This window comes from Acinetobacter sp. YH12099, from assembly GCF_013419195.1.
Taxonomy (GTDB): Bacteria; Pseudomonadota; Gammaproteobacteria; order Pseudomonadales; family Moraxellaceae; genus Acinetobacter; species Acinetobacter towneri.
On the sequence record NZ_VPAP01000008.1, the window covers coordinates 13,217 to 29,473 of the forward strand.

Below are 16,257 nucleotides of genomic sequence, written 5' to 3' on the forward strand. Positions count from 1 at the left end.
CCAATTTTTTATGTCGATATTTAAGCTAAGACTTTTAAAGCTTGTTGAATATCCTGAATCAGATCTTCCGGATGTTCCAGACCAATACAGAAACGAACCAGAAAACCCTCCTTCAAATGTGAATGTTCAAGCACACGCATTTCTTTTAAGTTATATAGCATGACCAGACTGACAGGACCACCCCAGCTAAAGCCAAGCTTAAACAGTTTTAAGCTGTCACAGAAATTGCGAATATCTTGCAACTTGTAGTTATTGTCAAAAATCACGCTGACCAAACCTGCGCTGTGTCCATCGCGGCAAATTTCTTTCCAATACGCATGCCCCGCAGATGTGGCATCAGCAGGATGCAACACCTGAGCAAATTGTGGTTGTAGTTTCAGCCAGTTCAGTAACTGCAAACAGCTTTGCGCTTGGTGTTCATAGCGCAATTGCATTGAGGCTAAGCTACGTTGTACTTGCGCAACATCATCGCCCGATACACAAATGCCTTGGATGGCATGCATACGAAATAATTGATGATGTAAATGTTGATCACGGGTCACCACAGAACCCATTAATATATCGCCACCACCACTTGGGTACTTGGTTAGGGCATGGACACTTATATCGACACTTAAATGATCGTCACCAAAATCGAAAGCATTAAAAGCAAGCCCTGCACCCCAAGTGTTATCTAAGGCTGTGAGCATATGATGTGCTTTGGCTTTTTTGACTAAGGCGCTCAAATCGGGAAATTCCAACGTGACCGAGCCTGCGGCTTCCAGCCAAATCAGTTTGGCTTTTGCAGAGGGTTGAAAACTTGCAACATCAATTGGGTTATACACTTTTACCGCGATGCCATAACGCTGCGCTAAATTGCGTAAATGCTCCATATTGGGACCGTAAATATTGTCGGCCACCCAGACTTCATCGCCTTGACTTAAAAAGCAGGAATTCACCAAATTAATGGCAGACAGTCCGCTCGGTGCAAGTAAGGCGTATTGCCCACCTTCTAATTGCGCAATTTGGTCGGCAAGGGTAAAGGTGGTTGGGGTGCCGTGTGTGCCATAACTATAGTCATAAGCATCTGTCCAATGGCGATTAAACAGTGCATCGGTATTCTCAAAAATAATGGTCGATGCACGAAATAGGGGAGGTTGTACTGTCGAAATATATTGCGGGGCACGTCGTGGTGCATGAATTAACACAGTTTGAGCATTCTTTTTCACAATCTCACTCAGAAAATAAAACCATATTGGCTTTAGATTAAGAGAAACACAGGCTTAAAGCTATAAAAAGCTGAACGCTTTAAAAATACAAGATGAGTCTTGAAGTTGGCGTTATTTTTGCAGAAGCTCAAGTGTAGACATAACTCAGGATGATTAAGATGCAAGCGCCATTAAGAGTGCATTATTTTCAACATATTGCCGAAGAAGGTTTTGGGAGTTGCTATAGCTACCTGAAACAAATGCAGGCACACATCAGTGCCACCGAATTTTTTGCTTTGCCACCCGAACAAAATATTGAAATTGAAGCTTTGCCACGGGTCGAAGATGTCGATTTATTGATTGTGATGGGCGGCGCCATGAGTGTCAATGATGAGGCGAACTATCCCTGGCTAAAAATTGAAAAGCGCTGGATTCGACGTTATTTCGCTTCAGGCAAGCCTGCTATTGGCTTGTGTTTGGGTGGGCAGTTAATTGCCAATGCGTTGGGTGCAGCGGTCAGTCGTAATCCAGAACAAGAGCGTGGTTGGCATCCAGTCTATAAAGTCGAAAATACACCAGAAACCTGCTTTCAAATACCTGATCAAATCACAGTGATGCAGTGGCATGGTGAAACTTTTGAATTACCAAAGGGCGCGGTAAGACTTGCCAGTAATGCCGCCTGCGCTAATCAACTCTATCAAATTGGGAAAAATGTACTAGGATTCCAATTCCATCCAGAAATTACCCCACAAGCTTTGCAGCTGTTTTTAGACAATGCCGAAATGAAACCAGCATTTTCGGGCATGTATGTACAACCCGCGCATGAATTAAAACAGATGTCTGCGGCACAATTTCAGGCAGGCAACCAATTAATGAATCGTGCAATAGATTATGTTTTAGCACAAAGCAAACTTCGAGAATAAAGTCATGGGTTGTGGCGCAAACACAGAAAAGAAAGTTAGGTCAGGGCGATGACGATTTCTGCTGTCAGGGATGGTTGGAATGGTCAAAATGCAGATTGTCTAAATTTACACTCAATAAATGGATAGGAATGCTGCCTAACTCATATATAAAGTGCTAATCGTATATTTTAAAAAGAGAAATCGGCAGAGCGTGAAAAATAAAGCAATAAAGCCAAAAAGAGATTTGCTTATGCATTAAACAATCGTTATAATGGGCGACCCTTTATGCAAGGGGGTTAACTGCGAAGAAAGTAGTTAACATCGTGACAGTCGTGGCATCGATCATGACCTTAGTGATAATTCACTGCCTTTGACACTTGCCTTAAATTAGTGGGGTGAGATGCGTCAAGGGTGATTCTTTATATATTTGGCTTGGAGTTAACTGGTATGTCTAACCAGAGAATTCGTATCCGTTTGAAGTCTTTTGATCATCGTCTGATCGATCAATCTGCTCAAGAAATCGTAGAAACCGCTAAGCGTACTGGCGCACAAGTTTGTGGTCCAATCCCGATGCCAACTCGCATCGAACGCTTCAACGTTTTAACATCACCACACGTAAACAAAGATGCGCGCGACCAGTATGAAATCCGTACTTACAAGCGTTTGATCGACATCGTTCAACCTACAGATAAAACTGTTGATGCGTTGATGAAATTAGATCTAGCAGCTGGTGTTGATGTTCAGATTGCATTGGGTTAAGGCTTTCGGTTAATTAACACTCTAAGTTAATTAGGCCGCTTTTTTAGAGGTTTATGCACATGGCTATTGGTTTAGTCGGTCGCAAGTGCGGTATGACCCGTATCTTTACAGATGCTGGTGTTTCTGTACCTGTTACAGTGATTGAGGTTGATCCTAACCGCATCACTCAAATCAAAACGCTTGAAACAGATGGTTATCAAGCAATTCAGGTTACTACTGGTGAACGTCGCGAATCTCGCGTAACTAACGCTCAGAAAGGTCACTTCGCTAAAGCGGGTGTTGCTGCTGGTCGTTTAGTTCAAGAATTCCGTGCTACAGAAGCTGACCTTGAAGGTCGTGAAGTTGGCGGAACTATCGGTGTAGATTTGTTCACAGTAGGTCAGATCGTTGACGTAACTGGTCAGTCTAAAGGTAAGGGTTTCCAGGGTGGTGTTAAGCGTTGGAACTTCCGTACTCAAGACGCTACTCACGGTAACTCTGTTTCTCACCGTGTTCTAGGTTCTACAGGTCAAAACCAGACTCCTGGTCGCGTATTCAAAGGCAAAAAAATGGCTGGCCATTTAGGTGCTGAACGCGTAACTGTACAGGGTCTTGAAATTGTATCTATCGACACAGAGCGTTCAGTTCTTGTTGTTAAAGGTGCGATTCCTGGTGCGACTGGTGGTGACGTAACTGTACGTCCTACGATCAAGGCTTGAGGGGAAATAACGTGAATTTAAATACTGTTTCCGGCTCTGCTGTTGAGTTATCTGAAGTTGCGTTCGGTCGTGAATTCAATGAAGCACTTGTACACCAAGTTGTTACAGCTTACTTAGCTGGTGGTCGTCAAGGCTCTAAAGCTCAGAAATCACGTGCAGACGTTGCTGGCGGTGGTAAAAAACCATTCCGTCAAAAAGGTACTGGCCGCGCTCGTGCTGGTTCTATTCGTAGCCCAATCTGGGTTGGTGGTGGTAAAACTTTTGCTGCTCGTCCACAAGATTGGTCTCAAAAAGTTAACCGCAAAATGTACCGCGGTGCAATGCAATGTATCTTAGCTGAACTTGTTCGCCAAGATCGTCTTGTATTGGTTGAAGAGTTTGCTGTTGAAGCTCCTAAAACTAAAGAGTTGCTTGCAAAACTTAACGACTTGAATGCAACTCGCGCATTGATCGTAACTGAAGCTGTAGATGAGAATCTATATCTTGCAGCGCGTAACCTTCCACACGTTGATGTGGTTGATGCTACTGCAATCGATCCTGTTAGCTTGATCGCGTTCGACAAAGTTGTAATGTCTGTTGCTGCTGCTAAGAAAATTGAGGTAGAACTCGGATGAACAACGAACGTTTATATCAAGTCCTACAAGGACCTGTATTTTCAGAAAAAGCACAAGTTTTAGGCGAAACTGCTGGTGTTCAAGTATTCAAAGTTGCATTAAATGCAAACAAACTTGAAATCAAAAAAGCAGTTGAGCAATTATTTGGTGTGGAAGTTGTTAAAGTTAACACGACTATCACTAAAGGTAAGACTAAGCGCTTTGGTCGTACATTGGGACGCCGTTCTGATGTTAAAAAAGCATACGTCACCCTGAAAGCTGGCCAAGATGTTGAAATGGCTGACTTGGGCGATACCGCTGAAAGCGCAGCGGAATAAGGACGAAATTTATGCCGATTCAAAAATGTAAGCCAACGTCTCCAGGACGTCGCTTTGTAGAGAAAGTCGTTCACGACCATCTTCACAAAGGTGCGCCTTATGCGCCGTTGGTGGAAGCTAAAAAACGTACTGGTGGTCGTAACAACAACGGTCACATTACTACACGTCACGTTGGTGGTGGTCATAAGCAACACTACCGTATCGTAGACTTCAAACGTAACAAAGATGGCATTCCTGCTGTTGTAGAGCGTATTGAATACGATCCAAACCGTACTGCACACATCGCATTGTTGAAGTATGCTGACGGTGAACGTCGTTATATTATTGCGCCTAAAGGTTTACGTGCTGGTGATCAAGTTCAATCTGGTAACGATGCTCCAATTCGTCCAGGTAACTGCTTACCACTTCGTAATATGCCAATCGGTGCTACTCTTCACAACATCGAACTTAAAATCGGTAAAGGTGCTCAATTAGCGCGTTCTGCTGGTACTTCGGTTCAATTGTTGGGTCGTGACGGTTCATACGCTATCGTTCGTCTACGTTCAGGCGAAATGCGTAAAGTGCACGTTGAGTGTCGCGCTGTGTTAGGTGAAGTATCTAACTCAGAAAGCAACCTTCGTTCACTTGGTAAAGCAGGTGCTTCGCGCTGGCGTGGTGTTCGTCCTACCGTTCGTGGTATGGCAATGAACCCGGTTGATCACCCGCACGGTGGTGGTGAAGGGCGTACTAAAGGTATCCAACCTGTAAGCCCATGGGGTCAAAAAGCTAAAGGGTACAAGACACGTACCAACAAGCGTACGACTAAGATGATTATTCGCGACCGTCGCGTTAAGTAACAAGTAAAGGAATCTGACAATGCCTCGTTCTCTGAAAAAAGGCCCATTCGTCGATGCGCACTTGTTCGCTAAGGTTGAAGCGGCAATCGCGGCTAATAACCGTAAGCCGATCAAAACTTGGTCGCGTCGTTCGATGATCCTCCCAGATTTTGTTGGTTTAACAATTTCTGTTCACAATGGTCGTAACCATGTTCCAGTGATTATCTCTGAACACATGGTTGGTCATAAACTCGGTGAATTCGCGCCAACTCGTACCTATCGTGGTCACGGTGTTGACAAGAAGTCTAAACGTTAATAGGTGCTATGATGGAAGTAACTGCTAAATTACGCGGTGCCGCTATCTCGGCACAAAAAGCACGTTTGGTTGCAGATCTTATCCGCGGCAAATCTGTTGCGCATGCACTTAACATTTTAAACTTCAGCAACAAAAAAGCTGCTGTTTTAGTTAAGAAAGCATTGGAATCTGCAATTGCAAATGCTGAACACAATAACAGTTTAGATGTAGACGACCTTAAAGTATCTACGATTTACGTTGACGAAGGCATGAGCCTTAAACGTATTATGCCACGTGCTAAAGGCCGTGCAGATCGTATTACTAAGCGTACTTGTCACATCACCGTTAAGGTAGGGGTTTGATATGGGTCAGAAGGTTCATCCAATCGGTATCCGCCTAGGTGTTGTGAAACGTCATAACGCTAACTGGTATGCGAATCCGAAACAATACGCTGAATACTTGCTTAAAGACCTTCAAGTTCGTGAGTTTTTAACTAAAAAACTTAAGAACGCAATGGTAAGCAATATTCTTATCGAACGTCCAACGGGTGCTGCTAAAGTAACAATTAGCACTGCGCGTCCTGGTATCGTAATCGGTAAAAAAGGCGAAGACATTGAGAAATTACAACGCGAATTAACATCTATTATGGGTGTTCCTGCGCAAGTAAGCATCAACGAAATTGACCGTCCAGACTTAGATGCACGTTTAGTTGCTGAAGCAATCGCTTCTCAATTAGAAAAGCGTGTAATGTTCCGTCGTGCTATGAAGCGTGCGGTACAGAACTCTATGCGTGCTGGTGCTAAAGGTATCAAAGTTGAAGTTTCTGGTCGTTTAGGTGGTGCAGAGATTGCACGTACTGAATGGTATCGTGAAGGTCGTGTACCTTTGCATACACTTCGTGCGGACATCGACTATGCAACTATGCGTGCTGAAACTACTTACGGTACGATTGGCGTTAAAGTTTGGGTATTCCGTGGTGAAATCTTGGGTGGCATGAAACAAGTCATGAACCCTGCACCTGCTGAAGAACGTCCAGCTAAACGCGGTCGCGGTCGTGGTGAAGGTCAAGAGCGTCGTGGTCGTCGCAATGATCGTTCTGCTGAAAAAGGAGAATAATCCATGTTGCAACCTAAACGTACTAAATTCCGTAAGGTGCAAAAAGGCCGTAACACTGGCTTAGCGCACCGTGGTAGCTCAGTATCTTTCGGTACTATCGCTCTTAAATCAGTTGAACGTGGTCAAATGACTGCGCGTCAAATTGAAGCGGCACGTCGTACAATCAGCCGTCGTATTAAGCGTGGTGGTAAGATCTTTATCCGTGTATTCCCAGACAAACCAATTACTTCTAAGCCTCTTGAAGTGCGTATGGGTAAAGGTAAAGGTTCTGTGGAATATTGGGTTTGTCAAATCAAACCAGGTAAAGTCTTGTACGAAATTGATGGTGTGAACGAAGAATTGGCACGTGAAGCATTTACGCTTGCTGCTGCTAAACTTCCGTTTAAAACCACTATCGTGACTCGGACGGTAATGTAATGAAAACTAAAGATCTACGTGAAAAGTCGGTAGAAGAGTTGACAGCTTTGCTTGATGAGCAACAGCTTAACCAATTCCGTCTTCGTATGGCGAAAGCAACTGGTCAATTGGGTAAATCGCATGAAGTTGCGCTTACTCGTAAAACTATTGCACGCATCAAGACCCTCCTTACCGAAAAACAGGGGAACGGGCAATGAGTCAAAATACAGTCCGCACGTTAACTGGCAAAGTTGTAAGCGACAAAATGGAAAAATCTATTGTTGTCCTTATTGAACGCCAAGTTCAACACCCGTTGTATGGCAAATTGATTCGCCGTTCAACCAAATTACACGCTCATGATGAGAACAATACCGCCAAGATTGGTGATGTTGTAACCATCAAAGAAAGCCGCCCAATGTCTAAAACTAAGTCATGGACTTTAGTTGAAGTTGTTGAAGCTGCTGCTGAGTAATTAACGTTCTTGTTGCATCATCGGTCAATTTCGAGTACTCTTTGAGCCTTTCGAAATTGTGACCGGTGATGCTCGGTTTTGGAGTAGGGCAATGATTCAAACCGAAACGATGCTTGACGTAGCTGACAACAGTGGTGCTCGCCGCGTACAATGTATTAAAGTACTAGGTGGTTCACATCGTCGTTATGCTTCTGTTGGCGACATTATTAAAGTTACTGTAAAAGAAGCTATTCCACGCGCACGTGTTAAAAAAGGTGACGTGATGAATGCTGTTGTTGTACGTACAAAGTTCGGTATTCGTCGTCCAGACGGTTCTGTGATCCGTTTTGATGATAACGCTGCTGTTATTTTGAATAACAACAAAGCACCGATTGCAACTCGTATTTTCGGACCAGTGACTCGTGAACTTCGTACTGAACAGTTCATGAAAATCATTTCATTGGCTCCTGAAGTTCTATAAGAGGCAATCATGGCTAAGATTAAAAAAGGCGATCAAGTAATTGTGATCGCAGGTAAAGAAAAAGGCAAACAGGGTACTGTTCTGTCAGTTTCTAATGACCGTGTTAAGGTCGAAGGTCTTAACTTGGTTAAGAAGCACCAGAAGCCAAACCGTGCTACGGGCGCTGAAGGCGGTATCGTAACGCAGGAAGCTTCGCTTCATATCTCAAACGTGGCAATTTTTAATGCTACAACCCAAAAGGCTGACCGTGTTGGTTACCAAACGATTAATGGCGTGAAAACTCGCGTTTATAAATCGAATGGTGAATCAGTGGCGGTGGCGAAGTAATAGGTTGAAATAGGCAATGGCCAGACTTAAAACACGTTACAACGACGAACTTAAGGCTCAATTACAAGAACAATTGGGCGTTAAGAATGTGATGGAGATCCCTCGCATCACTAAAATTACCATCAACATGGGTGTTGGTGCTGCAGCTGCTGACAAGAAATTGTTAGATGGCGCTCTTTCTGATATGCAAGCTATTGCTGGTCAAAAACCAGTTTTAACATTAGCTCGTAAATCAATCGCTGGTTTTAAAATCCGTGATGGTTGGCCGATTGGTTGTAAAGTTACTTTACGCGGCGAACGTATGTACGAATTCTTAGACCGTTTGATCTCTATCGCGATCCCTCGTATTCGTGACTTCCGTGGTTTCTCTTCGAAATCATTTGATGGTCGTGGTAACTACTCTATGGGTCTCAAGGAACAAATCATGTTCCCTGAAATCGATTTCGATAAGATTGATCAAATTCGTGGTATGGACATCACCATTACTACGACTGCTCGCACCGATGACGAAGGCCGTGCGCTTATGCGTGCATTCGGCTTCCCGTTCAAATAAGAGGTCGATATGGCTAAGAAAGGTATGATTAATCGCGAATTGAAACGCGAAGCTACTGTTGCTAAATACGCTGCAAAACGTGCTGAATTAAAAGCAACGATTGCAAACGTAAATGCAAGCGACGAAGAGCGTTTCGAAGCGATGATGAAATTACAAGCATTACCACGTAATGCGTCTCCAGTACGTCTTCGTAACCGTTGTGGTTTAACTGGTCGTCCTCATGGTTACTTCCGTAAGTTCGGTTTAAGCCGTAACAAATTACGTGACACAGTAATGCAAGGTGATGTACCGGGCGTTGTTAAGGCAAGCTGGTAAGGAGCACTATAAATGAGTATGCAAGATACCGTTGCCGACATGCTAACGCGTGTTCGTAACGCTCAAATGGCAAAGAAACAAACTGTTTCTATGCCTAATTCTAAGTTGAAGGTTGCTATTGCAAACGTACTTCAACAAGAAGGTTATATCGCAAATGTAGAAGTGGCTGACAACGAAGGCAAACCTACATTAACGATTACTTTAAAATACTATGAAGGCAAACCAGTTATCGAAACTGTGAAACGAGTAAGCCGTCCAGGTCTACGTCAGTATCGCGGTAAAGATGCACTTCCAAGCGTTAAGCAAGGTTTAGGTATTGCAATCGTTTCTACAAGCAAAGGCATCATGACTGATCGCGCTGCACGTGCTGCAGGTATCGGTGGTGAAGTTATTGCTTTTGTTTCTTAATAATAGGTGATTCCTCATGTCTCGTGTGGCTAAAGCCCCAGTAACTGTACCTAACGGTGTTACAGTTACTCAGAACGGCCGGCAGGTCGAAGTGAAAGGCAGCAAAGGTACATTGTCTTTCAACCTGCATGCGCTGGTCGAGCTAAAACAGGAAGACGGTATTTTAGCTATTGCTCCTAAAGCTGAGTCGAAAGACGCTTGGATGCAAGCTGGTACTGCTCGCGCTGTGCTTAACAACCTTGTAAAAGGTGTGAGCGAAGGCTTCGAACGTAAGTTGCAATTGATTGGTGTTGGTTATAAAGCTGCGGTAAAAGGTAACGTTGTTAACCTTAACCTTGGTTTTTCACACCCAATCGATTACACCCTTCCTGAAGGTGTGACTGCAGAAACTCCAACTGCAACTGAAATTATCCTTAAATCTGCTGATAAAGCAGCTTTAGGTCAAGTTGCTGCGGATATCCGTGGATACCGTCCACCAGAGCCATATAAAGGTAAAGGTGTTCGTTATTCGGATGAAGTTGTTCTTCGTAAAGAAGCTAAGAAGAAATAAGGCGCGAGGTTCTTATGAACGAAAAGAAACAATCCCGTTTGCGTCGTGCGAAAAGCACACGCTTGCACATCCGTGCATTGGGTGCGACTCGTTTGTGTGTAAACCGCACGCCGCGTCACATCTATGCTCAAGTTATTTCAGCAGATGGTGGCAAAGTTTTAGCGCAAGCTTCAACTTTAGATGCTACTTTACGTGCTGGTACAACTGGTAACGTTGAAGCAGCTCAAAAAGTAGGTGCTTTAATTGCAGAACGCGCGAAAGCAGCTGGTGTAACTAAAGTTGCGTTTGACCGTTCTGGTTTTAAATATCATGGTCGTATCAAAGCCTTGGCTGATGCTGCTCGTGAAAACGGCTTGGAGTTCTAATCATGGCTAAAGTTGAACAAAACGAAGGTCTTGTTGAAAAGCTGGTTGCCGTTGATCGCGTAGCCAAAGTTGTTAAAGGTGGTCGTATCTTCTCTTTCACAGCATTAACTGTTGTGGGTGATGGTAATGGTCGCGTGGGTTTTGGTCGTGGTAAAGCACGTGAAGTTCCAGCTGCTATTTCTAAAGCACTTGAAGCTGCACGTCGTAACATGATCACTATCGAATTGGCAGATGGTACTTTACAACACCCGATTCATGCGCGTCATGGTGCAAGCCGTGTTTACATGCAACCAGCATCTGAAGGTACTGGTGTAATTGCGGGTGGTTCTATGCGTGCAGTTTTAGAAGCTGCAGGTGTACGTAACGTATTGACTAAATGCCGTGGTTCTACTAACGCTGCAAACGTAGTGAACGCAACTTTTAACGGTTTGCGTGACATGACAACTCCTGAAAAGGTTGCTGCGAAACGTGGTCTTTCAGTAGAACAAATTCAAGGGTAATCAATCATGAAAACGATTAAAGTTACCCAGACTAAATCTGCATCGCACCGCTTGAAAAATCACAAGCTTAGCCTTAAAGGTTTAGGTCTGCGTCGTATTGGTCATACTGTAGAAGTGCAAGATACGCCTTCTAACCGTGGTATGATCAACCAAGTCTACTATATGGTTAGTGTAGAGGAATAAGCCATGACTCTGCGTTTAAATGAACTTGCACCTGCAGAAGGTGCTAAGCGTGAAGCCCGTCGTCTAGGCCGTGGTATCGGTTCTGGCGTTGGTAAGACTGGTGGTCGTGGTATCAAAGGTCAAAACTCACGTAAGAGCGGTGGTACACGTCCTGGATTCGAAGGTGGTCAAACTGCGTTATATCGTCGTTTACCTAAATTCGGTTTCACTAGCCAAATCGCTTTGAAAACTGCTGAAGTACGTTTATCTGAGCTTGCTAAAGTGGAAGGCGACATCGTTAGCCTTGAAACTTTAAAAGCAGCGAACGTTGTACGTAAAGATATGGCTCGTGCTCGTATCGTACTTTCTGGTGAAATTACTCGCGCATTCACTATTCAAGGTGTTGCTGTGACTAAAGGCGCTAAAGCTGCTGTTGAAGCGGCTGGCGGTAAAGTCGAGGAGTAATCCCCAGTGTCTATGTCTCCTAGTTCTTCAGGTCATGTTCACATGATGAAAGGCCAACCATTTCACGTGAAATACCGTGAAATTATACGCCGAATGATGTTTCTCATTGGTGCGTTGTTGGTATTTCGACTAGGAGCGCATATTCCAGTACCAGGCATTAATAATGCCGCACTTGAACAATTGTTTAATGCAAACCAAGGTACAATCCTTGGTTTGTTTAACATGTTTTCGGGTGGTGCATTAGAGCGGATGTCGATTCTTGCTTTAGGGATCATGCCATACATTTCTGCTTCGATTATCGTACAGTTGATGTCTACCGTGGTTCCTTCGCTTGAAGCTTTGAAAAAAGAAGGCGAGCAAGGCAAACGCAAAATTAATCAATATACGCGCCAAGGCACATTGTTTCTTGCACTTGTGCAAGCGATTGGGATGTGTGCAGGTCTGATTGGTCAAGGTATTACCTTAACGTCAGGTCTGGCTTTTTACGTTCCAGCTGTGACCTCTTTGGTTGCAGGCACAATGTTCTTAATGTGGTTGGGTGAACAAATTACCGAACGCGGAGTGGGCAATGGTATTTCCATGATCATTTTCGCAGGTATTGTTGCAGGCTTGCCTAATTTAATTATGCAATCCTTCACATCTATTGACAGTGGCCAGTCAAGCCTGATTGGTTTGGCAATTTTTGGTTTATTGTCTTTAGGTGTACTTGCAGCGATTGTGTTTATTGAGAAGGCGCAGCGTCGTATTCCAGTAAACTATGCTCAAAAACAACAAGGTCGTCGTGTATTTACTGCTCAGCAAACGCATTTGCCATTAAAAATTAATATGGCAGGTGTGATTCCAGCAATTTTTGCCAGTTCATTGCTTTTGTTCCCAGCGAGCTTAGGTCAATGGGTCGGCAGTGCGGATCCTAGTGCTGGATTAATCAAGCGTAGTCTACAAGACTTGGCATTGGTATTGTCGCCTGGACAACCGTTGTATTTGGTGCTCTTTGGTGCGTTAATTATCTTTTTCTGTTACTTCTACACTGCGCTGGTTTTCAGCCCTAAAGAAGTTTCGGAAAACTTGAAACGCAGCGGAGCTTATGTGCCTGGTATTCGCCCAGGTGAGCAAACTGCTCGTTACTTAGATCATATTCTCAGTCGTTTGACCTTTATTGGCGCGATTTACATCACTGTAGTCTGCTTAATGCCGATGATTCTACAAAGCTCATTTGGAATTCCATTTAGCTTAGGTGGTACATCATTATTAATCGTTGTAGTGGTTGTGATGGACTTTATGGCTCAGCTTCAAGCACATCTCACCTCGCACCAGTACGATAATCAAACGTTAATGAGAAAAACGACTGCTCATCCTAAGGGATAAGCGCACTTAGAGGTTTCATCATGAAAGTACAAGCTTCTGTAAAGAAAATTTGTGGTAGCTGCAAAGTTATCCGTCGTAATGGGGTTATTCGCGTAATTTGCAGCGCAGAACCTCGTCATAAGCAGCGTCAAGGTTAATTTGATTAAGACCTGTTGATTTCAGTAGGCTAATTAGGTTATTATCCGCCCCTCAAGATTTTTGTGGGGCGGTTGATTATCTTAACTGCCTTTTTGGAGAAAATTGAATGGCTCGTATTGCCGGTGTAAACATTCCGGATAACAAGCACGCTGTTATCTCTCTCACTTATATCTTTGGTATTGGTCGCCACACTGCTAAGACTATCTTAGCTGCTGCTGGTATCGCACCAACAACAAAGATCCGTGAATTAGATGACGCTCAGCTTGATGCGATTCGTGCAGAAGTTGCTAAGGTTCCGACCGAAGGTGACTTACGTCGCGAAATTTCCATGAACATTAAACGTTTAATGGATTTAGGCTGCTACCGCGGTCTTCGTCATCGTCGCAGCTTGCCTGTCCGTGGTCAACGCACCAAAACTAACGCACGTACCCGTAAAGGTCCGCGCAAACCGATTAAGAAATAAGATTTCTGGAAGCTAAAAGATGGCTAAAGATACTCGCACACGCAAGAAGGTCACTCGTACCGTCTCTGAAGGTGTTGCACACATTCACGCTTCTTTTAATAACACCATTGTGACCATTACCGATCGTCAAGGTAATGCACTGGCTTGGGCTACCTCAGGTGGACAAGGCTTCCGTGGATCACGTAAATCAACTCCGTTCGCTGCTCAGGTAGCTGCTGAAGTTGCTGGTAAAGCTGCTTTAGATTACGGTTTGAAAAACTTGGACGTCCTTGTTAAAGGTCCTGGTCCAGGTCGTGAGTCTGCGGTTCGTGCATTAGGTGCAGTGGGTTATAAAATTAACAGCATTACCGATGTGACTCCAATCCCTCACAACGGTTGCCGTCCACCTAAAAAACGTCGCGTGTAAGGAGAAACATTCATGGCTCGTTATATTGGTCCAAAATGCAAACTCTCTCGCCGCGAAGGGACAGACCTGCAACTAAAATCTGGCGTTAAACCATTTGACGTCAAAACTAAAAAACACGCTAAAGCTCCTGGCCAACATGGCGGGGCTCGTGGTGGTAAGCAATCTGAGTACTCACTACAATTACGTGAAAAACAAAAAGTACGTCGTATGTACGGTGTTTTAGAGCGTCAATTTAGTAACTACTATAAAGAAGCTGCTCGTGTGAAAGGCGCAACAGGTGAGAACTTGTTGAAATTGCTCGAAAGCCGTCTTGATAACGTTGTTTATCGCATGGGTTTTGGTTCTACACGTGCAGAAGCTCGTCAGCTTGTATCTCACCGTAGCATTACTTTAAATGGTCGTCGTGTTAACATTGCGTCTATTCAAGTTAAAGCTGGTGATGTAATTGCAGTTCACGAAGGTGCAAAACAACAATTACGTATTAAAAACGCAATTGAATTGGCTGCTCAACGTGGTATCCCTTCATGGATGGAAGTTGACCATTCTAAATTTGAAGGTACGTTTAAAGCTGCACCAGATCGTTCTGATTTACCTGCTGAAATCAACGAAAGCTTGATTGTAGAATTGTATTCTAAATAATCCTTGAGGTAGCAATAATGACGCGTACTGCAAATGAGTTTCTTACTCCGCAAGCGATCAAGGTCGAAGCGGCAAGCGGGACCTCGGCAAAAGTTATTCTAGAACCATTAGAGCGTGGCTTTGGTCATACTCTTGGTAATGCTTTACGTCGCATCCTTCTTTCTTCTTTACCTGGCGCAGCTGTGGTAGAAGTTGAAATTGAAGGTGTCGAGCACGAGTACAGTACTTTGGAAGGCTTGCAGCAGGACATCGTCGAGCTCTTGCTGAACCTGAAAGGATTGTCTATTAAGCTGTTCGATCAAAATGAAGCTTATTTGACATTGGAAAAACAAGGTCCAGGCGATGTAACTGCTGCAGACCTTCGTTTACCGCATAATGTTGAAGTGGTTAACCCTGAACACTTGATCGGCACTTTAAGTGCTACAGGCAATTTAAAAATGCGCCTGAAAGTTGCTCAAGGTCGTGGTTATGAAACATCTGACTCACGTTTCCCAGAAGGCGAAACTCGCCCTGTAGGTCGTTTGCAGTTAGATGCTTCTTATAGCCCAATTAAACGTGTGTCTTACATCGTAGAAAATGCGCGTGTAGAACAACGTACTGACCTTGACAAGTTGATCATTGATCTTGAAACCAATGGTACAGTTGATCCAGAAGAAGCAATCCGCAAAGCGGCAACAATCTTGCAACAACAAATTGCAATTTTTGTTGATCTTCAGAAAGATCAAGCTCCTGTTGCTCAAGAGCCTCGTGAAGAAGTTGACCCAATCTTGCTTCGTCCAGTAGATGATCTAGAGCTTACTGTTCGTTCTGCTAACTGTTTGAAAGCAGAAAATATTTACTACATTGGTGATCTTGTACAGCGTACTGAAGTTGAGCTACTTAAAACGCCTAACTTGGGTAAAAAATCGCTTACAGAGATCAAAGATGTTCTGGCTTCTAAAGGCTTACAGCTCGGCATGCGTTTAGAGAACTGGCCACCGGCTAGTCTCCGTATGGACGATCGTTTCGCCTATCGTAGCCGTTAATTAAGTAGGACTATCACCATGCGTCATCGTAATAGTGGTGTGAAATTAGGCCGTACAAGCAGCCATCGCAAAGCGATGTTCCAAAACTTGGCTAATTCTTTGTTCGAACACGAGTTAATCAAAACAACTGTTCCTAAAGCAAAAGAATTACGTCGTGTTGCTGAGCCTTTAATCACTTTAGCTAAAAACGATACAGTAGCAAACCGTCGTTTAGCGTTTGCTCGTACTCGTTCAGCAGCAACTGTTGGTAAATTATTTACCGTTCTTGGCCCTCGTTACAAAGAGCGTAACGGCGGTTATCTACGTGTTCTTAAAGCGGGCTTCCGTGCGGGTGATGCTGCACCGATGGCTTACGTTGAGCTTGTAGATCGCGAAGTTAAATAATTTCGCCAAGAATAACGCACGTTGTTCAGAAAAAGACCGGTTTTACCGGTCTTTTTTTATGAAAAAAATAAGTTGATCTCAAAAATGATCAAATTGTCCCGAATTGATATAAATTTTAGTAACTTTTGCTAAACTTGACATTGTGTATTGTCAAATTTATG

General features: G+C 43.8%; 30 protein-coding genes. 29 read left to right on the forward strand and 1 reads right to left on the reverse strand.

Annotation, left to right across the window (positions count from 1 at the left end):
* Positions 1–20 precede the first annotated feature (20 nt).
* The gene (locus tag FTU39_RS06520) at positions 21–1,208 is read right to left on the reverse strand and encodes a PLP-dependent transferase (RefSeq protein WP_180051894.1); all 1,188 of its coding nucleotides are present in this window, start codon (positions 1,206–1,208) and stop codon (positions 21–23) included.
* Positions 1,209–1,366: 158 nt separating this feature from the next.
* On the opposite strand from FTU39_RS06520, the gene FTU39_RS06525 reads away from it, so the two are divergent.
* The 29 genes from FTU39_RS06525 (at position 1,367) to rplQ (ending at position 16,096) form a co-directional block, all read left to right on the forward strand.
* Positions 1,367–2,110: a type 1 glutamine amidotransferase gene (locus tag FTU39_RS06525; RefSeq protein WP_180051895.1), complete on the forward strand. Its 744-nt coding sequence runs from the start codon at positions 1,367–1,369 to the stop codon at positions 2,108–2,110.
* A 426-nt stretch (positions 2,111–2,536) separates the two neighbouring features.
* Positions 2,537–2,848 carry a 30S ribosomal protein S10 gene (gene rpsJ, locus FTU39_RS06530; RefSeq protein ID WP_000070912.1) on the forward strand — a complete coding sequence of 104 codons (312 nt, stop codon included), beginning with the start codon at positions 2,537–2,539 and terminating at the stop codon, positions 2,846–2,848.
* 59 nt (positions 2,849–2,907) lie between these two features.
* Complete coding sequence (gene rplC, locus FTU39_RS06535) at positions 2,908–3,546, forward strand: 50S ribosomal protein L3 (protein ID WP_026438075.1); 639 nt, start codon at positions 2,908–2,910, stop codon at positions 3,544–3,546.
* Between the two features lie 11 nt (positions 3,547–3,557).
* Entirely contained in the window at positions 3,558–4,160 is a 603-nt protein-coding gene (gene rplD, locus FTU39_RS06540; RefSeq protein WP_004974702.1) for a 50S ribosomal protein L4, read from the forward strand.
* A complete protein-coding gene (gene rplW / locus FTU39_RS06545; protein WP_004974703.1) occupies positions 4,157–4,477 on the forward strand; it encodes a 50S ribosomal protein L23 in 321 nt (106 codons plus the stop codon). The genes rplD and rplW overlap by 4 nt, the downstream gene beginning before the upstream one ends.
* An 11-nt stretch (positions 4,478–4,488) precedes the next feature.
* Complete coding sequence (gene rplB, locus FTU39_RS06550) at positions 4,489–5,313, forward strand: 50S ribosomal protein L2 (protein ID WP_004974706.1); 825 nt, start codon at positions 4,489–4,491, stop codon at positions 5,311–5,313.
* A gap of 19 nt (positions 5,314–5,332) precedes the next feature.
* Positions 5,333–5,608: a 30S ribosomal protein S19 gene (gene rpsS / locus FTU39_RS06555; protein WP_004673001.1), complete on the forward strand. Its 276-nt coding sequence runs from the start codon at positions 5,333–5,335 to the stop codon at positions 5,606–5,608.
* 11 nt (positions 5,609–5,619) lie between these two features.
* Positions 5,620–5,949, forward strand: coding sequence for a 50S ribosomal protein L22 (gene rplV / locus FTU39_RS06560; protein ID WP_001982638.1), 330 nt, complete (start codon positions 5,620–5,622; stop codon positions 5,947–5,949).
* A 1-nt stretch (position 5,950) separates the two neighbouring features.
* Positions 5,951–6,703 carry a 30S ribosomal protein S3 gene (rpsC, locus tag FTU39_RS06565; protein WP_004974711.1) on the forward strand — a complete coding sequence of 251 codons (753 nt, stop codon included), beginning with the start codon at positions 5,951–5,953 and terminating at the stop codon, positions 6,701–6,703.
* A gap of 3 nt (positions 6,704–6,706) precedes the next feature.
* Positions 6,707–7,120 (forward strand): 50S ribosomal protein L16, encoded by a 414-nt coding sequence (gene rplP / locus FTU39_RS06570; protein ID WP_004691317.1) that lies wholly within the window; start codon positions 6,707–6,709, stop codon positions 7,118–7,120.
* Positions 7,120–7,317: a 50S ribosomal protein L29 gene (rpmC, locus tag FTU39_RS06575; RefSeq protein ID WP_004650482.1), complete on the forward strand. Its 198-nt coding sequence runs from the start codon at positions 7,120–7,122 to the stop codon at positions 7,315–7,317. The genes rplP and rpmC overlap by 1 nt, the downstream gene beginning before the upstream one ends.
* Positions 7,314–7,571: a 30S ribosomal protein S17 gene (rpsQ, locus tag FTU39_RS06580; RefSeq protein WP_004974714.1), complete on the forward strand. Its 258-nt coding sequence runs from the start codon at positions 7,314–7,316 to the stop codon at positions 7,569–7,571. The genes rpmC and rpsQ overlap by 4 nt, the downstream gene beginning before the upstream one ends.
* A 91-nt stretch (positions 7,572–7,662) precedes the next feature.
* Positions 7,663–8,031: a 50S ribosomal protein L14 gene (gene rplN / locus FTU39_RS06585; protein ID WP_001982634.1), complete on the forward strand. Its 369-nt coding sequence runs from the start codon at positions 7,663–7,665 to the stop codon at positions 8,029–8,031.
* Positions 8,032–8,040: 9 nt separating this feature from the next.
* Positions 8,041–8,358 carry a 50S ribosomal protein L24 gene (gene rplX / locus FTU39_RS06590; protein WP_180051896.1) on the forward strand — a complete coding sequence of 106 codons (318 nt, stop codon included), beginning with the start codon at positions 8,041–8,043 and terminating at the stop codon, positions 8,356–8,358.
* Between the two features lie 16 nt (positions 8,359–8,374).
* Positions 8,375–8,911 (forward strand): 50S ribosomal protein L5, encoded by a 537-nt coding sequence (rplE, locus tag FTU39_RS06595; RefSeq protein WP_004974719.1) that lies wholly within the window; start codon positions 8,375–8,377, stop codon positions 8,909–8,911.
* Positions 8,912–8,920: 9 nt separating this feature from the next.
* Complete coding sequence (gene rpsN / locus FTU39_RS06600) at positions 8,921–9,226, forward strand: 30S ribosomal protein S14 (RefSeq protein ID WP_004825185.1); 306 nt, start codon at positions 8,921–8,923, stop codon at positions 9,224–9,226.
* 12 nt (positions 9,227–9,238) lie between these two features.
* Positions 9,239–9,634: a 30S ribosomal protein S8 gene (rpsH, locus tag FTU39_RS06605; protein ID WP_004974720.1), complete on the forward strand. Its 396-nt coding sequence runs from the start codon at positions 9,239–9,241 to the stop codon at positions 9,632–9,634.
* Between the two features lie 16 nt (positions 9,635–9,650).
* On the forward strand, positions 9,651–10,184 hold the full coding sequence (rplF, locus tag FTU39_RS06610) for a 50S ribosomal protein L6 (protein WP_004974722.1): 534 nt from the start codon (positions 9,651–9,653) through the stop codon (positions 10,182–10,184).
* A gap of 14 nt (positions 10,185–10,198) precedes the next feature.
* Positions 10,199–10,549, forward strand: a complete 351-nt coding sequence (gene rplR / locus FTU39_RS06615) for a 50S ribosomal protein L18 (RefSeq protein WP_004281497.1) — start codon at positions 10,199–10,201, stop codon at positions 10,547–10,549.
* A 2-nt stretch (positions 10,550–10,551) separates the two neighbouring features.
* Positions 10,552–11,049, forward strand: coding sequence for a 30S ribosomal protein S5 (gene rpsE / locus FTU39_RS06620; RefSeq protein WP_004974725.1), 498 nt, complete (start codon positions 10,552–10,554; stop codon positions 11,047–11,049).
* Between the two features lie 6 nt (positions 11,050–11,055).
* Complete coding sequence (rpmD, locus tag FTU39_RS06625) at positions 11,056–11,232, forward strand: 50S ribosomal protein L30 (protein ID WP_004786899.1); 177 nt, start codon at positions 11,056–11,058, stop codon at positions 11,230–11,232.
* A 3-nt stretch (positions 11,233–11,235) separates the two neighbouring features.
* Positions 11,236–11,676 carry a 50S ribosomal protein L15 gene (gene rplO, locus FTU39_RS06630; RefSeq protein ID WP_004974728.1) on the forward strand — a complete coding sequence of 147 codons (441 nt, stop codon included), beginning with the start codon at positions 11,236–11,238 and terminating at the stop codon, positions 11,674–11,676.
* Positions 11,677–11,721: 45 nt separating this feature from the next.
* Positions 11,722–13,041 (forward strand): preprotein translocase subunit SecY, encoded by a 1,320-nt coding sequence (gene secY, locus FTU39_RS06635; protein WP_171062591.1) that lies wholly within the window; start codon positions 11,722–11,724, stop codon positions 13,039–13,041.
* A 20-nt stretch (positions 13,042–13,061) separates the two neighbouring features.
* Positions 13,062–13,178, forward strand: coding sequence for a 50S ribosomal protein L36 (gene rpmJ, locus FTU39_RS06640; RefSeq protein ID WP_000867907.1), 117 nt, complete (start codon positions 13,062–13,064; stop codon positions 13,176–13,178).
* Between the two features lie 107 nt (positions 13,179–13,285).
* Positions 13,286–13,642: a 30S ribosomal protein S13 gene (gene rpsM, locus FTU39_RS06645; protein WP_004974734.1), complete on the forward strand. Its 357-nt coding sequence runs from the start codon at positions 13,286–13,288 to the stop codon at positions 13,640–13,642.
* Between the two features lie 19 nt (positions 13,643–13,661).
* Complete coding sequence (rpsK, locus tag FTU39_RS06650; protein WP_001040166.1) at positions 13,662–14,048, forward strand: 30S ribosomal protein S11; 387 nt, start codon at positions 13,662–13,664, stop codon at positions 14,046–14,048.
* Positions 14,049–14,060: 12 nt separating this feature from the next.
* Positions 14,061–14,687, forward strand: a complete 627-nt coding sequence (gene rpsD, locus FTU39_RS06655) for a 30S ribosomal protein S4 (protein WP_004974744.1) — start codon at positions 14,061–14,063, stop codon at positions 14,685–14,687.
* Positions 14,688–14,704: 17 nt separating this feature from the next.
* The gene (locus tag FTU39_RS06660) at positions 14,705–15,712 is read left to right on the forward strand and encodes a DNA-directed RNA polymerase subunit alpha (protein WP_004974745.1); all 1,008 of its coding nucleotides are present in this window, start codon (positions 14,705–14,707) and stop codon (positions 15,710–15,712) included.
* Positions 15,713–15,730: 18 nt separating this feature from the next.
* A complete protein-coding gene (rplQ, locus tag FTU39_RS06665; protein WP_004974746.1) occupies positions 15,731–16,096 on the forward strand; it encodes a 50S ribosomal protein L17 in 366 nt (121 codons plus the stop codon).
* The last annotated feature ends 161 nt before the right edge of the window (positions 16,097–16,257 follow it).

Bases quoted from the DNA above. Each gene is read 5' to 3' on its own strand.
- FTU39_RS06525 (WP_180051895.1), top strand. From the start codon at position 1,367: ATGCAAGCGCCATTAAGAGTGCATTATTTTCAACATATTGCCGAAGAA.
- rpsJ (WP_000070912.1), top strand. From the start codon at position 2,537: ATGTCTAACCAGAGAATTCGTATCCGTTTGAAGTCTTTTGATCATCGT.
- rplC (WP_026438075.1), top strand. From the start codon at position 2,908: ATGGCTATTGGTTTAGTCGGTCGCAAGTGCGGTATGACCCGTATCTTT.
- rplW (WP_004974703.1), top strand. From the start codon at position 4,157: ATGAACAACGAACGTTTATATCAAGTCCTACAAGGACCTGTATTTTCA.
- rplB (WP_004974706.1), top strand. From the start codon at position 4,489: ATGCCGATTCAAAAATGTAAGCCAACGTCTCCAGGACGTCGCTTTGTA.
- rpsS (WP_004673001.1), top strand. From the start codon at position 5,333: ATGCCTCGTTCTCTGAAAAAAGGCCCATTCGTCGATGCGCACTTGTTC.
- rplV (WP_001982638.1), top strand. From the start codon at position 5,620: ATGGAAGTAACTGCTAAATTACGCGGTGCCGCTATCTCGGCACAAAAA.
- rpsC (WP_004974711.1), top strand. From the start codon at position 5,951: ATGGGTCAGAAGGTTCATCCAATCGGTATCCGCCTAGGTGTTGTGAAA.
- rplP (WP_004691317.1), top strand. From the start codon at position 6,707: ATGTTGCAACCTAAACGTACTAAATTCCGTAAGGTGCAAAAAGGCCGT.
- rpmC (WP_004650482.1), top strand. From the start codon at position 7,120: ATGAAAACTAAAGATCTACGTGAAAAGTCGGTAGAAGAGTTGACAGCT.
- rpsQ (WP_004974714.1), top strand. From the start codon at position 7,314: ATGAGTCAAAATACAGTCCGCACGTTAACTGGCAAAGTTGTAAGCGAC.
- rplN (WP_001982634.1), top strand. From the start codon at position 7,663: ATGATTCAAACCGAAACGATGCTTGACGTAGCTGACAACAGTGGTGCT.
- rplX (WP_180051896.1), top strand. From the start codon at position 8,041: ATGGCTAAGATTAAAAAAGGCGATCAAGTAATTGTGATCGCAGGTAAA.
- rplE (WP_004974719.1), top strand. From the start codon at position 8,375: ATGGCCAGACTTAAAACACGTTACAACGACGAACTTAAGGCTCAATTA.
- rpsN (WP_004825185.1), top strand. From the start codon at position 8,921: ATGGCTAAGAAAGGTATGATTAATCGCGAATTGAAACGCGAAGCTACT.
- rpsH (WP_004974720.1), top strand. From the start codon at position 9,239: ATGAGTATGCAAGATACCGTTGCCGACATGCTAACGCGTGTTCGTAAC.
- rplF (WP_004974722.1), top strand. From the start codon at position 9,651: ATGTCTCGTGTGGCTAAAGCCCCAGTAACTGTACCTAACGGTGTTACA.
- rplR (WP_004281497.1), top strand. From the start codon at position 10,199: ATGAACGAAAAGAAACAATCCCGTTTGCGTCGTGCGAAAAGCACACGC.
- rpsE (WP_004974725.1), top strand. From the start codon at position 10,552: ATGGCTAAAGTTGAACAAAACGAAGGTCTTGTTGAAAAGCTGGTTGCC.
- rpmD (WP_004786899.1), top strand. From the start codon at position 11,056: ATGAAAACGATTAAAGTTACCCAGACTAAATCTGCATCGCACCGCTTG.
- rplO (WP_004974728.1), top strand. From the start codon at position 11,236: ATGACTCTGCGTTTAAATGAACTTGCACCTGCAGAAGGTGCTAAGCGT.
- secY (WP_171062591.1), top strand. From the start codon at position 11,722: ATGAAAGGCCAACCATTTCACGTGAAATACCGTGAAATTATACGCCGA.
- rpmJ (WP_000867907.1), top strand. From the start codon at position 13,062: ATGAAAGTACAAGCTTCTGTAAAGAAAATTTGTGGTAGCTGCAAAGTT.
- rpsM (WP_004974734.1), top strand. From the start codon at position 13,286: ATGGCTCGTATTGCCGGTGTAAACATTCCGGATAACAAGCACGCTGTT.
- rpsK (WP_001040166.1), top strand. From the start codon at position 13,662: ATGGCTAAAGATACTCGCACACGCAAGAAGGTCACTCGTACCGTCTCT.
- rpsD (WP_004974744.1), top strand. From the start codon at position 14,061: ATGGCTCGTTATATTGGTCCAAAATGCAAACTCTCTCGCCGCGAAGGG.
- FTU39_RS06660 (WP_004974745.1), top strand. From the start codon at position 14,705: ATGACGCGTACTGCAAATGAGTTTCTTACTCCGCAAGCGATCAAGGTC.
- rplQ (WP_004974746.1), top strand. From the start codon at position 15,731: ATGCGTCATCGTAATAGTGGTGTGAAATTAGGCCGTACAAGCAGCCAT.